This is a genomic window from Streptomyces sp. 13-12-16, from assembly GCF_002114215.1.
In the GTDB taxonomy this organism is placed as follows: domain Bacteria; phylum Actinomycetota; class Actinomycetes; order Streptomycetales; family Streptomycetaceae; genus Streptomyces.
The window spans coordinates 3,251-4,794 of the sequence record NZ_NCTE01000258.1; the positions used below are offsets into that span (position 1 = coordinate 3,251).

At 73.5% G+C, this 1,544-nt stretch carries 2 protein-coding genes; one reads left to right on the top strand and one right to left on the bottom strand.

The window, feature by feature from the left end; genetic code table 11:
* A partial coding sequence (locus B7767_RS11670) for a SigE family RNA polymerase sigma factor (RefSeq protein WP_143652359.1) occupies positions 1-353 on the top strand: 353 nt, incomplete at its 5' end.
* Between the two features lie 304 nt (positions 354-657).
* Here B7767_RS11670 and B7767_RS11675 read toward each other — a convergent pair.
* The gene (locus tag B7767_RS11675; protein WP_085572141.1) at positions 658-1,293 is read right to left on the bottom strand and encodes a uridine kinase; all 636 of its coding nucleotides are present in this window, start codon (positions 1,291-1,293) and stop codon (positions 658-660) included.
* Positions 1,294-1,544: the final 251 nt, after the last annotated feature.

Sequence of the window (1,544 nt, forward strand, 5' to 3'; positions counted from 1 at the left end):
ACCTCCGCCGCACCATGACCAACCTGCACATCAGCGCGTGGCGCCGCCGCAAGCTGAACGAGTACCCGACCGAGGAACTGCCGGAGACGGCCGGTGACACGGACGCGATGCGCGGCACCGAGCTGCGCGCCGTGCTGTGGCAGGCGCTGGCCCGGCTGCCCGAGCTCCAGCGCACCATGCTGGTCCTGCGCTACTACGAGGGCCGCACGGACCCGGAGATCGCGGACATCCTCGGCATCAGTGTCGGCACGGTGAAGTCCAGCATCTGGCGGTCGCTCCGCCGGCTGCGCGAGGACGAGGTCCTCAGCTTCGGCCGTGACGAGGAGGACGCCTTCGGGGAGCTCGTCGCCTGAAGGCAGGGGGCGCGGGGACGTCGGGGGACGTCGCCGTGACAAGCGGGGGACCGCGGGGATGCCGGGGGGCATCGCCGTAGCGAGCGGGGGAGCGCGGGGGCGTCGGGGGACGTCGCCGTGACAAGCGGGGGACCGGAGGGGGAAGCACGAGGGGGTCACGGGGGACCTCCGCGGATCCGGGGGACCAGGAGGGATCCGGGGAGAACACGGGGATCACGGGGGAGTGCGAAACAGCGGGACTGGTAGGGCCGGGGGGCCCGCCCAGTCCCGCCTTTCGTGTGCGCCCGGTGGTGCGGGCGCCCCGCTAGGCCGGCGTGCCCGTCGCCGTACGCCCGGTGACCGCCGCCCTCGCGAGGCGGCCCAGCGCCTCGTCCCGGTCGCAGGCGTACGCGCCCAGCGCCGTCTGACGGGCCACGATCGACCGCTCCAGCCGCATCAGCCGCCAGCCGCGGCGCAACAGGAACGGCACCGACTTGCGGCCCTCCTTCAGATCCCGCAGGAACCGCCGCCGGAACGTCCGCACCGGACCGCGGCTCAGACACAGCGCGTCGGCCAGCAGGCCGAGTTCGCGGCAGCGCTCGACGATCTCCGCGGCGAAGATGCCCTCGGCGATGAACAGCGGGGTCCCGCCGATGTCGACGGCCGTCTCGCCGGTACGGGCGCTCAGCGAGATGTCGTAGACGGGGACCGGCGTACGACGCGTGCGGCACAGCCGCTCGATCGCGGCGACGGCGGTGTCCGCGTCCCAGGAGCCGGGGTGGTCCCAGTCGATGTCCGTGCTGCCCGCCACGAGGGGGAGGGTCGGGTCGTCGGCCTCCTTGTAGAAGTCGTCGAGGCGCAGCACGGGAAGACCCGAGCGGGCCGCGATGAGGGACTTGCCGGAGCCGGAGGGGCCGCAGAGCAGCACGACTCGCGCGGATATGGGCGACTGGGAACTCACGGGACACCAGTCTGAGGCATCGTCCGGGCGGTGTACGCCCCGCGGTACGGCTTTGAAGCGCGCATCACATCTCCACTACGCTGCGCAGCTGTCCGATCACCCGACGAAGGCGACAGGTGGCAGAGCGATGGCCCGACACAAGACACCCGGCACGCCGGCCCTCCGGCGCGCCCTGGCCGTCCTCGCGACCGCCTCGGTGGCGCTCGGGGCCGGCGCGGCGACGGCGGCGGCCACGGACTCCGGCTCGCTCC